Here is a 20,043-nt window from a genome sequence, read left to right as displayed (position 1 = left end):
ATGGATAGTACCTTTATTATAGAAAAAAGTGTTGTTATTGTAGTGGTTTTTGCTGTAACCATGATTATGGCGATGTACTCTACTTGGGCAGAACGTAAAGTAGCTGCCTTTTTGCAAGACCGTGTAGGGCCTAACCGTGCGGGTTTTGGAGGTTTACTACAACCGCTTGCGGATGGTTTAAAATTATTCTCAAAAGAAGAATTTGAACCGAATACTCCTAACCGTTTTTTATTCTTCGTAGGACCAGCCATCGCTATGAGTACGGCTTTAATGACTAGTGCAGTCATTCCTTGGGGCGATAAATTACACTTGTTTGGACGCGATATTTTATTACAAGCTACCGACTTAAATATTGGTTTGTTGTACTTCTTCGGAGTAGTTTCTGTTGGAGTGTACGGCATCATGATTGGAGGATGGGCATCAAACAATAAGTTCTCTTTAATGGGAGCAGTTCGTGCTGCTTCGCAAATGGTTTCCTATGAAGTCGCTATGGGATTGTCCATGATTGCTTTATTAATGATGACGGGGAGTTTGAGCTTACGCGAAATCTCGGCACAACAAGAAGGAATGAACTGGAATGTATTTTACCAACCGGTTTCGTTTTTGATTTTCTTGATTTGTGCTTTTGCAGAAACCAACCGTACTCCTTTTGACCTAGCCGAATGTGAAAGTGAATTAATTGGAGGGTACCACACCGAATATTCTTCCATGAAAATGGGATTCTATTTGTTTGCTGAGTATGCCAATATGTTCATCTCATCTACCATTTTAGCGATTTTATTCTTCGGAGGATACAATTATCCTGGAATGAGTTGGGTAGTAGAAAACGTTGGGGTAAATATTGGAAACATCATTGGAATTGGAGTATTATTCATCAAAATATGTGGATTTATCTTTTTCTATATGTGGGTTCGTTGGACGATTCCAAGATTTAGATACGATCAATTAATGCATTTGGGATGGAGAATATTAATCCCACTATCCATTATTAATATCATAATTACAGGGATTGTAATTTTAAGAGCGGATATCGCTGCCTATTTAGGATTCTAAACTATATCAATTTTAGGGGTGCCAATTAAAATCACCTTAAGAAATAAAAAAATAAAAAATGTCAATAGAAACAATATCCTTATCGGGAAGAAAAAAGGTGGTCTCTAACAAAGAGATGACTTTTTTGGAAAAAATGTATCTTATCGCAATTATCAAAGGATTGTTCATTACGATCAAGCACTTTTTTAAGAAAAAGGCAACGATTCACTATCCGGAGCAAGTGCGCGAAATGAGTCCGGTATACCGTGGACGCCACATGCTAAAACGTGACGAACAAGGTCGTGAAAATTGTACGGCTTGTGGATTGTGTGCTTTGTCTTGTCCAGCGGAAGCGATCACGATGAAAGCTGCCGAACGTAGAGCAGACGAAAAACATTTGTACCGAGAAGAAAAATATGCTGAAATCTACGAAATCAACATGTTGCGTTGTATTTTCTGTGGATTGTGTGAAGAAGCTTGTCCAAAGGATGCAATTTATTTGACAATTTCTAAAGAGTTAGTGCCTTCTAATTATGATAGAGAAGATTTTATTTTTGGAAAAGACAAATTGGTCATGCCTTTAGAAATGGCGATTCAAAATGCTCAACTTAAAAACGCGAACTAATGTCTATATTACTTATCCTTTTTTGCGTATTAGCCGCAATTACATTATCAACCGCATTTTTGACCGTTTTTAGTCGAAACCCAATTCATAGTGCCATCTACCTTGTGATTTGTTTCTTCTCAGTAGCGGGACATTATTTATTATTGAATGCACAGTTTTTAGCTATTGTTCACATCATTGTCTATTCGGGAGCCATTATGATATTGTTCTTGTTTACCATTATGTTAATGAACTTGAATAAAGAAAACGAAGTACACAAACCAAGAATTACCCGTTTAGGAGCGATTGTTTCTTTCTGTTTGGTATGCTTGATTTTGATTACAATTTTTATCAATTCAAAACCAATTGCTGGAGAATACATTGCTACTGGCGAAGATTACCAATCAATTAAAGTATTAGGTAAAATCCTATTGAACGAATATATGGTTCCTTTTGAATTTGCCTCGATCTTGTTGTTAGTAGCCATGATTGGTACCGTTCTATTGTCTAAGAAAGAAAAACTAGAGAAATAAAATGAATAATATTTTAAATCAAATTGGTATAGAAAACTATATCTTCCTGAGTGTTATCCTTTTTTGTATTGGAATATTCGGAGTATTGTACAGACGAAATGCCATTATCGTTTTTATGTCCATCGAAATTATGTTGAATGCCGTAAACTTATTGTTTGTTGCTTTTTCAACCTACCACCAAGATGCTCAAGGACAGGTTTTCGTGTTTTTCTCCATGGCTGTTGCTGCTGCAGAAGTTGCCGTTGGATTGGCCATTTTAGTATCGATATTTAAAAATTCAGGTTCGATTAGTATCGATACCCTAAAAAACTTAAAAGGATAAATGGAAATGAATACCAATATAGCTTTACTATTAGTTCTTGCTCCTTTTGCGGGATTTTTAATCAACGTTTTCTTTGGAAAAAGTGTAGGAAAAACCGTTTCAGGAATCATCGGAACACTTTCGGTAGCGATTTCATTTGCTACTTCAATTTATTTCTTTGGCGCATTAACTGCTGAACCAAAAGGATTCAACATTACCCTTTTTGATTGGATTCATGTGAGTACTATCAAAATCGACTTTGGCTTTTTGTTAGACCAATTGTCTGTTTTATGGTTGCTTTTTGTCACTGGAATTGGTTCGCTAATCCATTTGTATTCGATCAGCTACATGCACGACGACGAGAATATGCACAAATTCTTTGCCTACCTCAACTTGTTCGTTTTCTTCATGATTACGTTAGTAGTGGGAAGTAACTTATTGGTTTTATTCATCGGTTGGGAAGGTGTAGGATTGTGTTCGTATCTATTAATTGGATTTTGGTACAAAAACCAAGACTATAATGATGCGGCTAAAAAAGCATTCATCATGAACCGAATTGGAGATTTAGGATTACTAATTGGAATCTTCATTTTAGGGCATTTGTTCTCTACCTTAGACTATGCGACATTAAAAACGGCTATTGCTGGCCCAACCAACATTGATTTGTATTGGCTTTCAGCAGCTGCCTTGTGTTTGTTTATTGGTGCAACCGGAAAATCAGCACAAATACCATTATACACTTGGTTACCTGATGCGATGGCGGGACCTACACCGGTTTCAGCTTTGATTCACGCAGCAACAATGGTAACAGCGGGTATTTTTATGATTACGCGTTTGAATTTTGTTTTTGATTTAACACCAGACGTTCAAAGCATCATTGCGGTAATTGGAGCCATTACGGCTTTAGTAGCAGCAACAATTGGTTTGGTACAAAACGATATTAAAAAGGTCTTGGCCTACTCTACTGTTTCGCAATTAGGATTAATGTTTTTAGCATTAGGTCTAGGGGCTTATGAAGTAGCTGTTTTCCACGTAATCACGCACGCCTTTTTCAAAGCCTGTTTGTTCTTGGGTTCAGGTTCTGTCATCCACGCTTTACATGGCGAACAAGACATGCGCAAGATGGGCGGATTGAAAAAAGCTATGCCAATTACTTTCATCACGATGTTAGTTTCTTCTTTGGCTATTTCAGGAGTTCCTGTATTTTCAGGATTCTTCTCTAAAGACGAAATTTTGTTAACGGCTTTTCATCATAATATTCCGTTATGGGTTGTCGCTTCGGTGGCATCTATTATGACCGCTTTCTATATGTTCCGTTTGATGTTCTTGACTTTCTTTAACGAGTTTAGAGGAACGGAAGAACAAAAACACCACTTACACGAAAGTCCTGCTTTGATTACATTTCCTTTAATTGTTTTAGCTATTTTGGCTACCATTGGCGGACTAATTAGCTTGCCAGGGAATTCTTGGTTGAATGAATATTTGATTCCAATTTTACCAAAATTAGCTTCAGAAGTACACCATTTAGGAAATACTGAATACCTATTAATGGCGGTAGCGGTTGTTGGAGGATTAGTTGGAATTGGATTGGCTTATGCCAAATACAACAAACAAAATACAGTTCCTGGAGACGATGCTTCCATTACAGGATTTGCAAAAGTGTTGTATAACAAATACTATTTGGACGAAATCTATAACTTCTTGTTTGTAAAATCGATTAACGAATTGTCTAAATTCTTCAGAGACCAAGTAGAAACCAACTTATCTGCTTTCGTATTTGGATTCGGAAAAGTAACCACCGCAATTAGTCTTCAAGGGAAAAAAGTACAAAATGGAAGTGTAGGATTGTACCTTTTTGCTTTTGTTTTGGGTCTTTGTGCCATTATTTCCTTTTTATTTTTAGCTCAATAATATCTACTATGAACGTATCTCTTATATTAATTATTCTTTTGATTGGTGCTTTGGCAACCTATAGTGTAGGTGACAAATTTGCATCCAAAGTAGCCTTGCTTTTTGGACTAATTTCCTTGGGCGCTTCTATCGTATTATTGAACCAGTATAATTTGGGCGAAAATATCGGATTCATTACTCAATGGATTGCAAAACCAAATATATCTTTTGCTTTACAAGCAGACGGATTGGCTTTAGCCATGCTATTGCTAACGACAGCTTTGACACCAATAATTATCTTTTCATCTTTTGGTACCGAAGTGAAAAATGCCAAAACATTCTATGCTTTAATTCTATTTATGGCGTTCGCCATGGCAGGAACTTTCTTAGCAGCTGACGGATTGCTGTACTATATCTTTTGGGAATTGTCTTTACTGCCAATCTATTTCATTGCCTTAGTTTGGGGGAATGGAGATGCTGAAGAACGTAAAAAAGCCGTAGTGAAATTCTTCATTTACACTTTAGCGGGTTCATTGTTTATGTTGGTTGGCTTTGCCTATTTGTACCAAAAAGCAGGAAGTTTATTGATTGAAGATTTATATAAACTGAACTTAAGCGGATCCGAGCAGGTTTGGTTGTTTGTTGGATTTTTCTTGGCGTATGCTATCAAAATTCCAATCATTCCTTTCCATACTTGGCAAGCGAATGTATACCAAAAAGCACCTACCGTTGGAACGATGCTTTTATCTGGTATCATGCTAAAAATGGGATTGTACAGTGTCATTCGTTGGCAATTGCCAATCGTTCCGTTAGCAGCAAAAGGTCATGTATTAATAATGCTTATACTTGGAATTGGCGGAGTGATTTATGGTTCAATCGTGGCGCTGAGACAAAAAGACTTGAAAAAATTGTTAGCCTATTCGTCATTGGCACACGTTGGATTGATTGCTGCCGGGGCTTACACCTTAACTGCTGATGGTATTAGTGGAGCCGTATTGCAAATGATTGCTCACGGATTTGTAGTAGTAGGCTTGTTCTTTATTGCTGAAATTATTTACAGAAGATACGAAACAAGAGTTATTGCTGATATGGGTGGCATTCGCTCACAAGCACCAAAATTTGCCTCACTATTTTTACTTATCGTTTTGGCATCAGTAGCTTTGCCTACTACCTTTAACTTCATTGGAGAGTTTACTGTTTTGTACAGCTTGTCTCAAGTGAATATTGCATTTGCTGTTTTAGGCGGTACTACTATCATTTTAGGTGCTTACTATATGTTAAAAATGTACCAATCAGTAATGTTAGGCGAAACGAATACCAAACCATTTGCTGATGTAACAGCTAATGAAGGAATTGTTTTGGTGGTAATTATTGCCGTGTTGTTCTTCTTTGGGTTGTACCCAAAACCAATCATTGAATTGATTATGCCAAGTATCGAAGGAATTTTAAACCAAATTAATAGAATCAAATAAGTCCACTACAAAATGAATACATTAATAGCTATAATAGGATTAGGTGTTTTATGCCTTGTATTTGAAATTCTAAATCTAAGAAAAGCCATTGTGCCTATTACCATTATTGGATTATTGGCCGTATTGGGATTGAACATCTCTGAATTTGGTTCAACAGAAAGTTACTATGGAAATATGATTGTGGTGAGTAAATTCTCTACTGCATTTTCTTCTTTGTTCATTGTGCTGACTATTTTCTTAGTGGCGTTAGGGCATCATTTTTATGAAAATCATCAAAATAAAATTTCCGATTATATTGCCATCAAGGTGTTTTTATTGTCAGGTGCTGTAGCCATGGTTTCTTTTGGCAACTTGGCGATGTTTTTCTTAGGCATTGAAGTGCTTTCCATTTCTTTATACGTTTTAGCAGCCAGCGACCGATTGAATTTAAAAAGTAACGAAGCTGGAATGAAATATTTCTTGATGGGGTCTTTCGCTTCAGGGATTTTATTGTTCGGAATTTGCTTGGTGTACGGAGCCATGGGAAGTTTTGACGTAACCGAAATCAGCGAATTATCACAATCAGCAGAATTGCCAATTTGGTTCCCAATTGGAATTGCTTTATTGACCGTGGGAATGTTTTTCAAAATTGCAGCCGTGCCTTTCCATTTCTGGGCGCCAGATGTGTACGAAGGTTCTCCTGCATTAACAACGGCTTTGATGAGTACCTTAGCTAAAGTAGTTGCTATGGCTACCTTATACAAATTATTGTCTGTAATGAATGCCGATATATCAGAAGCTTATAAAATGGTCATCGTAGCTGTTTCTATGGCCTCTATGACGGTAGGAAATATTATGGCATTGAAACAAACTAATGTAAAACGTATGTTAGCGTTCTCAGGAATTTCACACGCCGGTTTTATGTTGATGACGTTATTAAGTTTAGATACTTCAGCAAGTAGTTTATTGTACTACACAACAGCTTACGCTTTAGCTGGAATTGCTGCTTTTAGCGTGATTTTATACGTTTGCAAAAACAAACACAACGAAGACATTACTAACTTCCACGGATTAGGAAAAACCCACCCGTTTTTAGCAGCGGTATTAACGGCTTCTTTACTTTCTATGGCAGGTATTCCAATTTTCGCGGGATTCTTTGCTAAATTAGTTTTGTTTACTCAAACGATTCAAAATGGCTTTATTGCCTTAGTGATCGTGGCGGTAATCAACTCGATTATTAGTGTGGGTTACTATTTCAAATTGATCTTAGCCATGTACACTAAAGAATCTAACGAAGAACGCACGGGACAACCTTTCTTGATTTATGCTGTGGCTTTTACGGCTATTGCTTTGAATATCATTATCGGTTTGTTCCCTTCATTGGTATTGGACTTATTGGGATAATTCAATTTCATTATATTCTAACAACCCGTCAAGAGTAATTTTGACGGGTTTTTTGTTTATGATTTACGATATACAATATACGATATACGATTTACGATTTACGAAGTTGGTATCTACAAATCTAGATTGCTGTACTTGTTTGCTTCGTCTGTCATACTGTGCTTGTTTTAGTAGCTAATAAAGAAGGAATCCTGAACAAGGAGTGTTGAGAATATTGAACATCGAACAACAAAACTTATATGCCCTTATATTCCTTATATGGTTCTAGATTATGAGGTTTATAAAGTTTATGGGGTTACAAGTAAAAACATACGCCTGTCATGCTGAACAGGGAATGTTGAACTTGAAACTTGGAACTTGAAACAACCAAGAAAAAAGTTTGAGATTGCTTCACTTCGTTCGCAATGACCATCAAATAATTACTATTAATGGAGTTTTACTTCGCACATCCAATATCGTAAATCGTATATTATCTCAACTTATAATGCACATTTGATTGTTCCCTCAGCATCGCCGCACTTTTCTCAGGAGTGATATCGCGTTGCGATTCGCCCATCATTTCATAGCCTACCATGAATTTCTTTACCGTAGCGGAGCGCAATAAAGGCGGATAAAAATGCATGTGAAAATGCCATTCTGGATGTTCTGCTCCATCGGTTGGGGCTTGATGAATTCCTGACGAATACGGAAACGAAGTTTCAAACAAGTTATCGTATTTGGTAGTCAGTTGTTTTAAGATAGTAGCAAAATGGTGCACTTCTTCGGGAGTGAAATCCGTAATTTTGGGTACCGCACGTTTACTTACAATTAGGGTTTCATACGGCCAAATTGCCCAAAACGGCACCAAAGCTACAAAATGATCGTTCTCAATGACAATGCGTTCTTCTTTTAGTAATTCTTCCTGAATATAGTCTTGTAAAAGAGTGCGTTGGTGTTGGTCAAAATACGCTTTTAAATTGTTATGGGTTTTCTCTACCTGTGTTGGCAAAGACGATTGCGCCCAAATTTGTCCGTGGGGATGTGGGTTACTACACCCCATTACACTTCCTTTGTTTTCAAAAATTTGAACGTAGTTGATGTAGTCAATCTTTCCTAAGTCGGTGTATTCTTGTTGCCAAGTTCGAACAATAGTTTCAATTGACGCCACCGACATCTCTGGTAAGGTTTCGTTATGATTGGGCGAAAAGCAAACTACTCTCGAAATTCCTCTTTCGGGTTGTGACTTGAAAAAGGTCGTATTTTGAGTTGCTTCCCACTCGATTTCATCCTGCTTCAAAGCGGCAAAATCGTTTTCAAAAACAAAAGCTTCTTTGTAATCGGGATTGTGCATTCCATTAGCGCGCACATTCCCCGGACACAAATAACAACTCGGGTCGTATTGCGGTAAGGCATCAGTACTAATTTTTTCATTTTGCCCTTGCCAAGGTCGTTTAGAACGGTGCGGCGAAACCAAAACCCATTCGTTAATCAAGGGATTATAACGTCTGTGTGGATCTTCGTTGATATCAAATTTTTTCATTTATTCTGCCGTATAAATCGAGGTTCCGTTTGAAATGGTAACCTCGTATGTTTTTAATTCGATGCCAAAAGTAGCTTGGTACAATTGTGCCAATTTCGTTCTAATAGCTTCTTCTTCTCCTTTTTTAATTAAGTTGATGGTGCAGCCTCCAAAACCACCTCCCATTACGCGAGAACCCACCACAGCAGGTTCTTTTTTAAGCGTATCCACAATCATGTCTAATTCGGCACAACTGACTTCGTACTCTTTGGAAAGTCCTTCATGAGTGTCAAATAGCAACTGCCCTAAAGTTAAAATATCACCTCGATCCAAAGCTTCACAAGCTAAGGTAACGCGTTTGATTTCTTTGATTGCAAAATAACTTCGTTTGAAAACATCTTCAGTCATTTTATCTTTACTACTTAGAATTTGTGCTTCGGTACAATCTCTAAAACTAGTCACTTCAGGGAAATGAGCAGTCAAAATTGCTAACCCTTCTTCGCATTCTTGACGCCGTTGATTGTACGCAGAAGAGAAAAGCGAATGTTTGACATTACTATCAAATAAAAGCAACGAATACCCACTAAAATCCGCTTTATGGTATTCGTATTCCAAGGTACGGCAATCTATTTTGATGACTTGGTTCTCTTTCCCCATCACACTGGCAAACTGATCCATAATCCCGCAATTGATTCCTACCCAATGCTCGGCACTTTGCCCCATTAAAGCAATATCAACCGGTTTAATATTCAAATGGAATAATTCGTTCAAACCGTATAAAAAGCCACATTCTAACGCTGCTGAAGAAGACAAACCAGAACCAACAGGAATGTTACTACTGAACACACAATTAAAACCTTCTATTGCAAGTCCGTTATTTTTTAATTGTTGTAACACACCTCTAAAATAATTCGTCCAAATAGCATCATGCAGCGCTAATGGTTCTTCTACATTGATTTCAAAGCTTTCGTCCAAATCAATAGCAATAATTTTAGAATTTTTCGAATTGGTTTTTTCAAAAGCAAAACAGATTACTTTGTCAATAGCTGCGGGTAGCACATAGCCATCATTGTAATCGATGTGTTCGCCAATGATGTTGATTCTACCAGGCGATAACACTATTTTTTGTGGTGTATTACCAAAGGTCTTTTCGAAGAAAGCGGTGGTGGTTTTGATTAGTGGTGTGTTCATCATAGTTCCCTTGAAGGGTTTTTAATTTATTATTATAACTAGTTTTCAATTTACAAATCGTATATCGTAAATCGTATATCGTAAATCGTACCTTATTTAAACGCATCTAAAGCGGGAGATGGTTTCCCATCGGCTTGCCAAGCACTTAACGAATAGCCACTCCAGCTTTTTTCTCCCTGTGGTTCCCAATACATCACACCTAGTCCTCTATGGTTTGGAATATTTTTCACAGCTTGAATAGTGGCGCGTAACATATCATAGGTGTTTTGAACTTTATCATATTCTCCTCCTACTTCTACCACCATCACGTCTTTATTGTAACGAACTACCATATCATTCAAATTAGCGGTTAAATCAGCTATTGTTTCTGTATACTCTTTTTTAATCCAATACGGATAATAGGACAATCCAATAATATCGTATTTTACATTTTGTGCCGTGGCATTATCAAAGAATACTCTAAACTTGGCATTGTTATTTCCTTCGTCCACATGAACCACTACTTTAATTTTAGGATCTACCGCTTTAACAGCATCGTAACCACTATTCAAAAACTGTGCTAATTGATTCCAATTGTTCGTGCTACCTTCTGGCCATAGCATCCCCCCCGGAATTTCATTCCCTACTTGTACCCATTCAGGAGTAACACCTGCTTGTTTCAAAGCAGTCAACACTTCCCAGGTGTGGTTGTACACATCTTGCTTTAATTGAGCAACCGTATGATTGGCCCAAGCCAAAGGTTTGTTTTGCTTAGCTGGATCAGCCCACGAATCGCTGTAATGAAAATTAATCATAATGCGCATTCCCATCTTTTGCGCCCTAACAGCCATTGCAACTGTTTCTTCTTTACTACAATGTCCATCAATTTTATGATTGGAAGGATTTACCCATACGCGCAAGCGTACTGCATTCATTCCTCTATCTTTTAATAATTGCAAACCGTCTTTGGGTATTCCATCTTGATCTAAAAAGCGGTAACCAGTGGCTTCCATTTGGGGTAGCCAACCCACGTCGGCTCCTTTTACAAAAGTAGAAGTAGTTGCACTACCTAATAGCGTAGTACACGAAATACAGCTAAATAGCATAGTCATTATCAACAAAGAGAGAGTTAGAAAACGTTTCATATTAAAAAATTTGAAATTTAGTTCTTGATTATTATACTCAAAAGATTAATTCTAATCAACTACTATATGATTCCCAAAAATAAAATCAATTTTTAAAAAAACATACCAGTACCTACCAGTTTTTTATTAATTTGCAAAAAAAATGAACTTGATTACAATTAAGACTTCTATCGGTATTCCAAAATACAAACAGATTGTACTTTCTATTGAAAAAGCAATCGAGGATAAACTAATAGGTAAAGACGAAAAATTACCTTCGATAAATAAAGTGTGCCTAACTCACTCTCTTTCAAGAGATACCGTACTTCAAGCCTATGATGAGCTAAAAAAAAGAGGTATTATTTATGCTGTTTTGGGTAAGGGATATTTCATCAAAAGCACCGAAATAAAACCCAAACAACGTATATTTTTACTATTTGATGAATTGAATATTTTTAAAGAAGACCTGTACAATTCATTTGTAAAAACCATAGCTTCCGAAGCCGAAATCGACTTGTATTTTCACCATTTTAATAGCCAATTATTTCGGAAACTAATCCACGAAAGCAAAGGAAACTATACCCAATACGTAATTATGCCTACTAATTTAGCTGAAGCTGCCGACATCATAAAAACCCTACCAGTTGAAAAGGTTACTATTTTAGACCAAACCAATTCTGAACTAAACAACTACCCAGCCGTATATCAAAACTTTGTGAAAGACATGTATGACGGACTACTAAACGGAAAGAAACAACTTCAAAAATACACCAAACTCATTATGCTTTTCCCAGGCTTTAGGGAGCCTTTGGGTATGAAAATTGGTTTTGAAAAATTTTGCCAAGAGTATCATTTTGAATACGAGGTACATACTGAATTTACTAATGCAAAAGTAGAATCAAACACTGTTTACATCATTCCAAATGACCGAGATTTAGTTCGAGTAATTGAACAAGCAAAACTTCAGCAACTGCAACTAGGGATTGATTATGGTATTATATCGTACAATGAAACCCCGCTAAAAAAATTAGTAGAAAACGGCATCACAACTATTTCTACCAACTTTGAAGATATGGGAAAAACACTTGCCGAAATGATTCTGAAAAACAAAAAAAACAAAATTGAAAACCCGAGTCGATTGATTTTACGAAACTCATTGTAAATATTGAAATTCAATAAAACATTTAAAATTCCGAATAAAGTAACTTATTTAAAATACAATTTATTGTAAATTTGATGTCTTTACAGATTCCCACATTAAAAACTCGAACAACAAACCATGGGCAATAAAAAACCAGACAATATTGTATATTCTGAAGAGCAAGGATACAACGCCAGTTTACTTCCGTATGCTACGAATGTGGGAGCGCCCGTTATTACAACGGATGATGTTGTTGCTTGGAAATCTCGTGGGATTCATAGTGTCAATAAAGAATTTGAAAATAAATTTCAGGAGTTACAATTGGCATACCAAAAACTAATGGACGATTACAAATGGAATGAATTAGTCTACAATGCTAAATTTTCATTTGAACCAGTCATTGGCGAAACCTATCATATGTATTTGGGGGATGACGGCATTGAATTTTTGTCTTTGATTGCACCCAACGAATGGAATAAAGAATTCATTGCTTCATTTAAACTGAATAGCGATAAAAAATGGGTAGTTGTAGCAACTAAAACCGAATAATTTTTAAGAATTCAACCACAAGTTCCGAAACAATTTCTTTTTGTCATAATCGGCTGCCTGTTTCTCAATATTGAAATAGCGATGCCCTCTAGGATCATTCCCTACTCCTGCTAAATAGGCCCAATTGCCCCAATTACTACACACATCATAATCGATTAATTGCTCTTCAAAATAAGCAGCACCCACGCGCCAATCCATATTCAATTCATTGCAAAAATAACTCGCTACATTTTGTCGTCCACGATTGCTCATAAAACCAGTTTGTTGTAATTCGAGCATATTGGCATTGATAAAACCAGACGGAGTTGTGCCATTCATCCATTGCGAAAATAGTTTTTCGTTTAGAGATTTTGAGTTCACTTTTTCTGATTTGATTCCTTCATACAAGAAAAATTTCGTTTGGTGTTTTTTGAACATGAATCGAAAAAAATCGCGCCATAATAATTCAAATACCAACCAATAGGTAGAGTCATTGGCACCAAATTGCTTTTCGTATTTTTTAATTTCAGCATAAATGAATCGAGGAGAAATACAACCTAGAGCTAACCAAGGCGAAAATTTAGAAGAGTAATCTGCTCCAACCATTCCGTTACGAGTTTCTTTGTAGGACGACAAACATTGGGTATCGTAAAAATAGTGCTGCAAGCGTTGAATGGCTTCACTTTCTCCTCCCTTAAATAGCAAAACCGCACGAGAATCGATTGTAGTTTTGGTTACACCTAAAGCCTCTAATGTTGGTAAATCCAGAGCTGGAATTGCTGGCGAATTGATTTTCGTTGGGGCTTCAAACGGTTTTCTGATAGTAGCGTCTTTTTCTGTTTTTTTTCTGAAATTAGTAAAAACATCCGGAATATCTTTGATAGAAAATGGCAAGTCTTCAGCATGATATAGTGTACTGGTGCTAAAGGTGTTCAATTCGCAACGTAATTTAAATAATTCATTTTGTACCGCTTTTTGAGTTTGAATTTCTTCAAAAGCCACCTCTCGTTTAGCGAAGACTTTTTGCACTTTATATTCTTGAACCAATTTCGGAATTTCAACTTCTGGTTTACCCATCACTATGCGCAAACCGGAACCTAAAGTTCTTAATTTGGCATCCAAATCTTCGAGCGATTCCAATAAAAATTGCGCTCTAAAACTACCCGTTTTTTTAAATCCATATTCTGTAGTTTCAAAATGGGATTCGTCAAAACAATATACCGGAATTACCTTTTCACTTTGTGCAATGGCTTTGACTAAGGTTTCGTTATCTTCTATTCGTAAGTCGGTTTTGAACCAAACTAATGCTGTCTTTATCATAACTCATTGATGTTTTTCAAGTAATAATCGGCTTGTTCTAATAAGGCAACTTTGTCTTCTGAATTCATTTTTCGCCATACATTATACATCATTCCGATACGTGGGTTATTACCCAATTTATCTTCGTTTTTATCATAAAAATTCCAATACAAACTATTAAAAGGGCAGGCTTTATCTCCCGTTTTTACTGCTTTTTTGTAAAAGCAACTACCACAATAATGACTCATTTTATCGATGTAAGCTGCCGAACTTACATAGGGTTTTGTGCCTACGATGCCACCATCGGCAAACTGACTCATGCCCCGAGTGTTTGTAATTTCTACCCATTCAATCGCATCGATATAAATACCCAAATACCAAGCGTCCACTTCATCCGGATGAATCCCTGCTAAAAGTGCAAAATTACCCGTCACCATCAATCGCTGAATGTGATGCGCGTAGGCAAAATTTAAGGATTGGTTGATGGCGTCTTTTAAGCAATTCATTTTGGTTTTTCCTGTCCAAAACCAATCTGGTAGCTGATTTTCGTTATTGAAATAATTCATCGTGGCGTATTCGGGCATTTTGTTCCAATAAATCCCTCGCATGTATTCGCGCCAGCCAATAATTTGACGAACAAATCCTTCCAATTGATTGTAGGCTATTGTATCTGGATGATTCTCCCATTCAGAAACCGCTCTATTGATGACTTCCAAAGGCGAAATCATTTTTAGATTCATAGAAAAAGAAAGACGAGAATGGTATAGCGACCATTCGTTAGGCGTCATCGCATCTTGGTAACTTCCAAAAAGTGCCAAACATTCTGTCACAAAAAAATCGAGTAATTCTAACGATTGCTTTCTATTGATAGGCCAAACAAAATTTTCAGCATCGATGTTTCCGATGGTTTTGATATCTGTTTTTTGAATTTCTGAAAGAATTTCCGTCACCTTATTATTGAAAACCAAAGGCGGAGTGGGTTTGTGGTCTTTGGGCAATTTTTTTCGGTTGTCACCATCGTAATTCCATTTACCCGTTAAAGGTTTGTCGCCTTCCATCAAAATGTGGTGTTTTTTTCGCATCATGTGGTAAAAACTTTCCATTAAAAAGTTTTTTTTACCTTCAAAAAAATCACCTAATTCGTTTCTCGAACTCATAAAATGCTCCGAGTCGCATACCGAAGTAGTGATGGAAAGCGACTGACATAAATTTTTCAGCTGCTCGTCCAAACGGTATTCGTCAGGCAATTGGTATTCAAAATGGGTGAAATGTTTTTTTTCGATTAGATGATGAATATTTTTTTCAAACGACTGTAAATTATTGGCATCATTCAAGTGAATATATAGAACTTGATGTTGTTGCGATTGTAATTCGGCAGCAAATTGACGCATGGCCGAGAAAAATCCAACCACTTTTTGGATGTGATGCGTGGCATAATCCGTTTCTGTTCGGACTTCCATCATCAAGTAAGTCACCGTATCATCAACGGTTTTGAACCAGGAATGATTGCTGTTCAATTGATCTCCGAGAAGTAATCGTACCGTTTTTGACATTTCTTATTTTTTTATTTTTCCTGCAAGGTCTTTTTGACCTTGTAGGTATACTTTTCTATCATTTTTTTTACCTACAAGGTTTTTGAAACCTTGCAGGAAACACAGTCAATGAATCACTTCGAAGACCTACACTTATCACTACAATATTTCACTTCATCCCAAACTTTTTCCCATTTTTTGCGCCAAGCGAATGGTTTCTGGCACACTAAACAAATTTTATTGGGAAGGTTTTGTTTTTTTACTCCTCGCATTGTTGGGTTTATTGGGGTTACTTACGTGTTTTTGTAAAATTCGCTTTCCTTCTATTCTCACTTCCTCTTTTTTCCGAAAACTCCAAACGATGTCGCTGGCATACTTTCGAGTTGCTTCAATATTGACTATTGGTGCTGGATAGTCTTTTCCAATGACACAATTGTAGAATTGCTGTTCCATTTCGTTCATTTTCCAAGGTTCGTGAAGCAAATGCACAGGCACTTCGGCTAATTCAGGCAACCATTGTTTGATAAAAACTCCATCAGGATCATGCTCTTCGGAGTTTTTTATTGGATTGTAAATACGTATCGTATTAATTCCCGTGGTTCCCGACTGCATCTGAATTTGCGGATAATGAATTCCAGGTTCGTAATCTAAAAATTGACAGGCTAAAAAATGCAATTCGCGCCAATCTTGCCATAAATTAAAGGTAAAAAACGACACCACCATGGCTCGCATCCTGAAATTGATGTAACCTGTCGCCACCAAACAACGCATGCAAGCATCGACTATTGGCACACCCGTTTTACCTTCTTGCCAAGCCTTGATGTAGGTTTCGTTTTTTGGTTTTACCAAAGCATCATACGCTCGGTTGGCGTTTTCAAATTCCATTTCGCATTCGTCTTCAAACTTTTGCATAAAATGGCAATGCCAATGCAAACGCGAAACAAAATTGAGAATGGCGCGTTTGTTTTTTGACGCTTCGTAATGCTGATTGGTGTATTGGTAAATCATGCGCATGCTAATATTGCCATAGGTTAAATACGGCGACAATCGGCTGCAGCCTTTTCTACTCAAAGCGGGTTTAGAAATGTGTTTGCTGTAATTGACATAACGTTCTTTTACAAAACTATCCAAATAACGCCACGCCCAGTATTCGCCACCACGTTGGAAATTGGGATTCGGATTCGTAATTTCAGAAGATAAATCTTCCCCTTTTATTTGGTCATAGAAATCAGTATCTAATGTAATGGTATTCAATTCTGATTCTTGTATCATTTTAGGCGTGTCACGCATCACTTGCTCCCAGCGTTTGTCCCAATCTTGCCTCGATTTTAATCTACGAATTACACCGTGAAGTTGAAACTCTTTCCAAATGATATCATTCGAATCAAAAAACGCTTTCATTTCCAAGTCGCGGTCAAACGTCAATTTATTTCCAATTTCTTGATGAGAGAAAACAGTTTTCACCTCATATTCTTGAATTAATTCTGAAAATACGGTTTTCACCTCTTCATGAAAAAAATAGATAGTAGCATTAAACGGTTGTAGTTTTTTATTCAAATCCTGAATGGATTCATAAATAAACCGCCAATGCCGTTCATCTGAATCGGGATAACCCATAACAGACGGTTCAAAAAAACAAATCAACAACAATGGTAAACCCGATTGATGCGCATGAAACAAAGCTTCATTATCAACCAAACGAAAGTCGCGTTTGAACCAAACAATATGTATGGGTTGTTTTTTCAATGAAATGAATTACAATTATTTTGTTTAATTTTTTTGTAAAAATAATAAACAAATATACTGTTTTTTAGTAACTGTAAAGAAAATAACAGTAGCTATTACGAAAGATAAAGCACTATATAGAGGAAAGCAAAAACAAAAAAGCCTCAAGAAAAATCTTGAGGCTTTGAAACTCTTTCGGAATCAGACTAACTTTTTTTAAAATGCCTGTTTTCAAACTTAACATTCAGATCTTTCCAATATTCATATTCTATATGTAAAAATTTACCATCATTATCAAAACACAGTAAATACTCTGATTTTGGTTCCATAAATTTCACCAAAAAACAATCTTTTTTTCTTTCTGTAACTTCAATTTTTGTGTGTTTTAACTTTAATTTTAATTCATCAAAAGAGCACTGATCTTTATGGCTTGAAGCCAAAACATCTGACAGATTTACTCTATTAAAAAATTTTGATGGGAAACTATTTTTGATAAAATTCATATAATACACTTACTATTAAAAAAAATTAAAATCGATATTAGGATACAATCTAATAAAAACATTCTGAGCACTAAATTGCGGATGTCGTTTTTCAAACTTCAAGAGCATTTTGTAAAACTCTTTTAAGTCTTTTTGGTCGATCTTGGTTTCTAGACTCTTTCGAGCTGTTTTTCGAAGTCGCTTCATCTTATTTAGTATTGTATTATAATCAAATACTTACTTTACCATTCAAAATAAAAAGTATAGTATTCAACATCTAAAAAACTACTTCACATAAAGATGTGTTTATTGAAAACAACTTCTTTATGGCTTAAAATCAGAAAGCAGCTAGTCAATAAGACCGACTGCTTTCCTATAAGGGCAATAAATATCGTATGTAGTTTATTGTCCTACTATTACAAAGGTACTTCTTCGGTTCAATTGATGTTCTGCTTCTGAACATTGTACTCCGTCTGCGCACTGGTTCACCAATTGTGTTTCTCCATAACCCTTAGCGGTTAAGCGACTCTTAGCTATACCTCGCTTGACTAAATAGTCTAAGGTAGCTTTAGCTCTGCGTTGAGATAAGGCTTGGTTATAGGCCTTACTCTGACGGCTGTCTGTATGCGATCCTATCTCGATTTTGATAGTCGGGTTTTGGATTAGTACTTCTACTATTTTCTCCAGCTCCACTCTAGCGTCTTTTCTGATGTTGGATTTATCCAAATCAAAGTAGATGTGGCGTAACGATAATGCCTTGGCTAAATCTAAGCCGTTTCCTAACTTGTATTGGTCTTGGTCTACTACTATTGTCGTAGCTACTTCTCTCTGGTACAAAGCCAAACTTGGATTGGTCTCATTGCTAGTATACGTTTCCTTACTTGCTTGTGTTCTATAACTAGCATCAGAGAGTACTTTCTCAAAGACAAAATCTCCTGTTTCATTGGTGGTGGTTCTAGCTAGTTCTTTGCCGCTGCTATCGTAAAGTGTAACACTGGCATTAGCTAGTGGCAGGCTCGTGTTTTTGTCTATTACTTTTCCGATGATTCTAGCATTGTAATCAAATTCGAAAAAGGGTTTTGCATTGGTGAAGGTGTACAAATCGTCATCGCCTTGTCCCTCTGGTCGGTTAGAGGTAAACACTCCGCTGTTAGTCTGTCTGTTCCAGTTGAGTCCAAAATCATCAAAGGCACTGTTTATTGGTGCGCTTAAGTGTACTGGCAAGGCGCCTTTTTGTCCTAAGTCTAAGGCAAAGATGTCAAAACCTCCTTGTCCGGGATGACCGTCTGAGGCAAAGAGTAAGATATTGTCCTTCGTTACAAAGGGGTAGCTCTCTCTTGCTTCGGTGTTAATGGTGCTTCCTAGATTCACTGGATTACCAATGGTTCCGTCAGGGTGTAACTCTATCTTGTATAAATCCGATTGGCCAGAAGTCCCTGCTGCATCTGAGGCAAAATAAAGTACCTTCTCATCTGGGCTCAATGCTGGATGAGCCACGCGGATAGTGTCGTTCTTAAATATAGGCACTACTCCTAAACTTTTCCATTTGCCGTTTTCTTTGACTGATTTGTAAATCTTGTATCTTCCATTGACAACCTTTCTCTGATTGTTCTCTTTGAGCTCGTTTTGGGTGTAGTACATCGTATTGCCGTCTTTGGTGAATACGGGACTTGCCTCATGGAAGATGGAAAAGGTGTTTTTGGAATACAACTCGGCTTTACTGTAATTACCGTCGGCTTGTTTTACTGTATAATATAAGTTCGTAAAGGGCTGAGCGGTTCTTTGATAAATTTGGTTACCTAGGGTTCTGGGTCTTGCACTGGCAAAAAGCAGGGTGTCGCCTTTTAGAGTACTGCTATAATCCGAGTACTTCGTGTTGGTGTTGATGTTTTCAATAGTGAATACATCACTCCCTTTTTTGATGCTTTCTTGGGCTAGTGATTTGCTTTGGTTCTTAGCTCTTTGTTGGGTTGGGTTTTCTTTAGCATATTGGGCTAAGATTTCCTGTGCTTGCTTGTCTTTTCCTGCTGATTTCAACGATTGTCCATAACGGAACAGAAATTCCTTTGGAAACTTGCCTTTTAATTCATAGCGTTTGCTGTACCATTGTTCTGCTTTTACATAGTTGGCATTGAAGTAATTGGCATCACCTAGTTTTTCATAAATCTCTTCTGATCCTATTCCTTTATTGGCAAGGCGCTCGTAGATTTGAATCGCCGAGACATACCCCTCTTTACTAAAGGTTTTCTCCGCTTTTTGTAATGTTCGGTTTTGGGCTATTATTGCTACTGGGAACAATAGTAGTAAAACGATATATTTTCTCATCTTG

18 protein-coding genes are annotated in these 20,043 nt (G+C 36.9%); 9 read left to right on the top strand and 9 right to left on the bottom strand.

The genetic code is table 11. The features are described from left to right. The 7 genes from nuoH to Q0L65_RS13090 are packed head-to-tail and all read left to right on the top strand — an operon-like array spanning position 1 to position 7,215. Positions 1–1,053 (top strand): NADH-quinone oxidoreductase subunit NuoH, encoded by a 1,053-nt coding sequence (gene nuoH / locus Q0L65_RS13120; RefSeq protein ID WP_296687132.1) that lies wholly within the window; start codon positions 1–3, stop codon positions 1,051–1,053. A 58-nt stretch (positions 1,054–1,111) separates the two neighbouring features. Continuing rightward, positions 1,112–1,657, top strand: a complete 546-nt coding sequence (locus tag Q0L65_RS13115; protein ID WP_296687129.1) for an NADH-quinone oxidoreductase subunit I — start codon at positions 1,112–1,114, stop codon at positions 1,655–1,657. Beyond that, positions 1,657–2,169 carry an NADH-quinone oxidoreductase subunit J gene (locus Q0L65_RS13110; protein WP_296687126.1) on the top strand — a complete coding sequence of 171 codons (513 nt, stop codon included), beginning with the start codon at positions 1,657–1,659 and terminating at the stop codon, positions 2,167–2,169. Before Q0L65_RS13115 ends, Q0L65_RS13110 begins: the two co-directional genes overlap by 1 nt. A 1-nt stretch (position 2,170) precedes the next feature. Then, positions 2,171–2,491, top strand: coding sequence for an NADH-quinone oxidoreductase subunit NuoK (gene nuoK, locus Q0L65_RS13105; protein ID WP_229318145.1), 321 nt, complete (start codon positions 2,171–2,173; stop codon positions 2,489–2,491). A gap of 6 nt (positions 2,492–2,497) precedes the next feature. Then, positions 2,498–4,381 carry an NADH-quinone oxidoreductase subunit L gene (nuoL, locus tag Q0L65_RS13100; protein WP_296687123.1) on the top strand — a complete coding sequence of 628 codons (1,884 nt, stop codon included), beginning with the start codon at positions 2,498–2,500 and terminating at the stop codon, positions 4,379–4,381. 8 nt (positions 4,382–4,389) lie between these two features. Then, a complete protein-coding gene (locus Q0L65_RS13095) occupies positions 4,390–5,832 on the top strand; it encodes an NADH-quinone oxidoreductase subunit M (protein WP_296687120.1) in 1,443 nt (480 codons plus the stop codon). Between the two features lie 12 nt (positions 5,833–5,844). Next, positions 5,845–7,215: an NADH-quinone oxidoreductase subunit N gene (locus Q0L65_RS13090; protein WP_296687119.1), complete on the top strand. Its 1,371-nt coding sequence runs from the start codon at positions 5,845–5,847 to the stop codon at positions 7,213–7,215. A 469-nt stretch (positions 7,216–7,684) separates the two neighbouring features. Here Q0L65_RS13090 and Q0L65_RS13085 read toward each other — a convergent pair whose 3' ends face one another. From Q0L65_RS13085 to Q0L65_RS13075, 3 genes are all read right to left on the bottom strand, one after another. After that, positions 7,685–8,734: a UDP-glucose--hexose-1-phosphate uridylyltransferase gene (locus Q0L65_RS13085; protein ID WP_296687117.1), complete on the bottom strand. Its 1,050-nt coding sequence runs from the start codon at positions 8,732–8,734 to the stop codon at positions 7,685–7,687. Beyond that, positions 8,735–9,904, bottom strand: coding sequence for a galactokinase (gene galK, locus Q0L65_RS13080; RefSeq protein ID WP_296687264.1), 1,170 nt, complete (start codon positions 9,902–9,904; stop codon positions 8,735–8,737). Between the two features lie 92 nt (positions 9,905–9,996). Next, positions 9,997–11,028 (bottom strand): glycosyl hydrolase 53 family protein, encoded by a 1,032-nt coding sequence (locus tag Q0L65_RS13075; protein ID WP_296687115.1) that lies wholly within the window; start codon positions 11,026–11,028, stop codon positions 9,997–9,999. Positions 11,029–11,170: 142 nt separating this feature from the next. On the opposite strand from Q0L65_RS13075, the gene Q0L65_RS13070 reads away from it, so the two are divergent. Together Q0L65_RS13070 and Q0L65_RS13065 are read left to right on the top strand one after the other, a co-directional pair. Then, positions 11,171–12,169, top strand: coding sequence for a substrate-binding domain-containing protein (locus Q0L65_RS13070; RefSeq protein ID WP_296687110.1), 999 nt, complete (start codon positions 11,171–11,173; stop codon positions 12,167–12,169). A 117-nt stretch (positions 12,170–12,286) separates the two neighbouring features. Continuing rightward, the gene (locus Q0L65_RS13065) at positions 12,287–12,697 is read left to right on the top strand and encodes a DUF2452 domain-containing protein (RefSeq protein ID WP_296687108.1); all 411 of its coding nucleotides are present in this window, start codon (positions 12,287–12,289) and stop codon (positions 12,695–12,697) included. Positions 12,698–12,700: 3 nt separating this feature from the next. Here the strand turns inward: Q0L65_RS13065 and Q0L65_RS13060 are convergent, their stop codons facing one another. The 6 genes from Q0L65_RS13060 to Q0L65_RS13035 all read right to left on the bottom strand — a co-directional run bounded on the left by Q0L65_RS13060 (position 12,701) and on the right by Q0L65_RS13035 (position 20,039). Further along, the gene (locus Q0L65_RS13060; protein WP_296687107.1) at positions 12,701–13,996 is read right to left on the bottom strand and encodes a DASH family cryptochrome; all 1,296 of its coding nucleotides are present in this window, start codon (positions 13,994–13,996) and stop codon (positions 12,701–12,703) included. After that, complete coding sequence (locus Q0L65_RS13055) at positions 13,993–15,528, bottom strand: cryptochrome/photolyase family protein (protein ID WP_296687106.1); 1,536 nt, start codon at positions 15,526–15,528, stop codon at positions 13,993–13,995. Before Q0L65_RS13055 ends, Q0L65_RS13060 begins: the two co-directional genes overlap by 4 nt. A 113-nt stretch (positions 15,529–15,641) precedes the next feature. After that, complete coding sequence (locus tag Q0L65_RS13050) at positions 15,642–15,779, bottom strand: DUF2256 domain-containing protein (RefSeq protein WP_296687105.1); 138 nt, start codon at positions 15,777–15,779, stop codon at positions 15,642–15,644. Next, on the bottom strand, positions 15,745–17,253 hold the full coding sequence (locus tag Q0L65_RS13045) for a deoxyribodipyrimidine photo-lyase (protein WP_296687104.1): 1,509 nt from the start codon (positions 17,251–17,253) through the stop codon (positions 15,745–15,747). Before Q0L65_RS13045 ends, Q0L65_RS13050 begins: the two co-directional genes overlap by 35 nt. Positions 17,254–17,438: 185 nt before the next feature. Beyond that, complete coding sequence (locus Q0L65_RS13040; RefSeq protein ID WP_296687103.1) at positions 17,439–17,735, bottom strand: hypothetical protein; 297 nt, start codon at positions 17,733–17,735, stop codon at positions 17,439–17,441. 381 nt (positions 17,736–18,116) lie between these two features. Continuing rightward, positions 18,117–20,039, bottom strand: a complete 1,923-nt coding sequence (locus Q0L65_RS13035) for an OmpA family protein (RefSeq protein ID WP_296687102.1) — start codon at positions 20,037–20,039, stop codon at positions 18,117–18,119. Positions 20,040–20,043 lie beyond the last annotated feature (4 nt).

The organism is Flavobacterium sp. (genome assembly GCF_024642105.1).
Lineage (GTDB): Bacteria > Bacteroidota > Bacteroidia > Flavobacteriales > Flavobacteriaceae > Flavobacterium.
This window is presented reverse-complemented; position numbering and strand designations above follow the sequence as displayed.

Bases quoted from the DNA above. Each gene is read 5' to 3' on its own strand.
- Q0L65_RS13085 (WP_296687117.1), bottom strand. From the start codon at position 8,734: ATGAAAAAATTTGATATCAACGAAGATCCACACAGACGTTATAATCCC.
- nuoH (WP_296687132.1), top strand. From the start codon at position 1: ATGGATAGTACCTTTATTATAGAAAAAAGTGTTGTTATTGTAGTGGTT.
- Q0L65_RS13110 (WP_296687126.1), top strand. From the start codon at position 1,657: ATGTCTATATTACTTATCCTTTTTTGCGTATTAGCCGCAATTACATTA.
- Q0L65_RS13065 (WP_296687108.1), top strand. From the start codon at position 12,287: ATGGGCAATAAAAAACCAGACAATATTGTATATTCTGAAGAGCAAGGA.
- nuoK (WP_229318145.1), top strand. From the start codon at position 2,171: ATGAATAATATTTTAAATCAAATTGGTATAGAAAACTATATCTTCCTG.
- Q0L65_RS13095 (WP_296687120.1), top strand. From the start codon at position 4,390: ATGAACGTATCTCTTATATTAATTATTCTTTTGATTGGTGCTTTGGCA.
- galK (WP_296687264.1), bottom strand. From the start codon at position 9,904: ATGAACACACCACTAATCAAAACCACCACCGCTTTCTTCGAAAAGACC.
- Q0L65_RS13040 (WP_296687103.1), bottom strand. From the start codon at position 17,735: ATGAATTTTATCAAAAATAGTTTCCCATCAAAATTTTTTAATAGAGTA.
- nuoL (WP_296687123.1), top strand. From the start codon at position 2,498: ATGAATACCAATATAGCTTTACTATTAGTTCTTGCTCCTTTTGCGGGA.
- Q0L65_RS13075 (WP_296687115.1), bottom strand. From the start codon at position 11,028: ATGAAACGTTTTCTAACTCTCTCTTTGTTGATAATGACTATGCTATTT.
- Q0L65_RS13055 (WP_296687106.1), bottom strand. From the start codon at position 15,528: ATGTCAAAAACGGTACGATTACTTCTCGGAGATCAATTGAACAGCAAT.
- Q0L65_RS13090 (WP_296687119.1), top strand. From the start codon at position 5,845: ATGAATACATTAATAGCTATAATAGGATTAGGTGTTTTATGCCTTGTA.
- Q0L65_RS13060 (WP_296687107.1), bottom strand. From the start codon at position 13,996: ATGATAAAGACAGCATTAGTTTGGTTCAAAACCGACTTACGAATAGAA.
- Q0L65_RS13115 (WP_296687129.1), top strand. From the start codon at position 1,112: ATGTCAATAGAAACAATATCCTTATCGGGAAGAAAAAAGGTGGTCTCT.
- Q0L65_RS13050 (WP_296687105.1), bottom strand. From the start codon at position 15,779: ATGCGAGGAGTAAAAAAACAAAACCTTCCCAATAAAATTTGTTTAGTG.
- Q0L65_RS13070 (WP_296687110.1), top strand. From the start codon at position 11,171: ATGAACTTGATTACAATTAAGACTTCTATCGGTATTCCAAAATACAAA.
- Q0L65_RS13035 (WP_296687102.1), bottom strand. From the start codon at position 20,039: ATGAGAAAATATATCGTTTTACTACTATTGTTCCCAGTAGCAATAATA.